Source organism: Actinotalea sp. C106 (genome assembly GCF_023630195.1).
Taxonomy (GTDB): domain Bacteria; phylum Actinomycetota; class Actinomycetes; order Actinomycetales; family Cellulomonadaceae; genus Actinotalea.
In genome coordinates this window covers 1-801 of the sequence record NZ_JALPKN010000580.1, presented here as the reverse complement: position 1 = coordinate 801, position 801 = coordinate 1, and the positions used below count along the sequence as shown (strand labels likewise).

General features: G+C 77.5%; 1 protein-coding gene. It reads right to left on the bottom strand.

All coding sequences use genetic code 11. The features are described from left to right. Window positions 1-137 precede the first annotated feature (137 nt). Window positions 138-599: a WXG100 family type VII secretion target gene (locus L0B03_RS18600; RefSeq protein ID WP_250448586.1), complete on the bottom strand. Its 462-nt coding sequence runs from the start codon at window positions 597-599 to the stop codon at window positions 138-140. Between the last annotated feature and the right edge of the window lie 202 nt (window positions 600-801).

Below are 801 nucleotides of genomic sequence, written 5' to 3'. Positions count from 1 at the left end.
GGCGCCACCCGGCGGGACCAGCGGCGCGGCCCAGGGGGGCATCGTCGCGTCGGTCGTCCCGAGCACGGCGGCCCACTCGGACTCGGCGAGGCGACGGCGCAGCACGCCGTCGGTGCGATCCATCGTCAGGGTCTCCATCAGGGGCGCAGCACCGTGTGGAGCAGCACCCAGCGCGGTGACCCCGGGGGCGGCAGCTCGCCGACGGTGTCGATCACCCGTCGCGCGGCGGCCTCGGCCTCGCGCTCTCCTGCGGTCCACAGGTCACGGCCCACGCCCCACAGCCGACCCAGGGTGCCGCGCGCGCTGTCCACCGCCTCCTCGACGACGGCGGCGGCACGGCGGATGGCGGCCTGGCGCTCCTCGACCTCCTCCGCGAGGCGGTCCAGGGCGCGGGCGAGGTCGCGGAGCTCGTCGCGGCGGTCGGTGACGTCCCGGGCGTGCTCGCGGAGGCGGTCGCGGTAGCGGTCCCCCGCGGTCCCGACCCAGGTCACGCCGTGGCCCGTGCGCACACGGTCCGCGGTGCCCTCCAACGACTCGGCCCAGCCCCGCACGCGTGCAGCCTCTGCCCGGATCTCGTCCGGGTTCCCCCCGATCGGCATGGTCGGAACTCTAGCGGGGCGCGCGGTGGCCGACGGCGGCCCATCGGGCGATTGCCGCGTGGGCTGGGATGATGTCGCGGTGGGCCGGACGACGAGGGCGGGCACCGAGGGGCCGCGGGGGCCAGACCCCGTCGGTGAGCACAGCCCTGCCTCGAACCGCCCCGCTGGGCTCGACGGCCCGCCGCCCCGCGGGAAGTCGGAT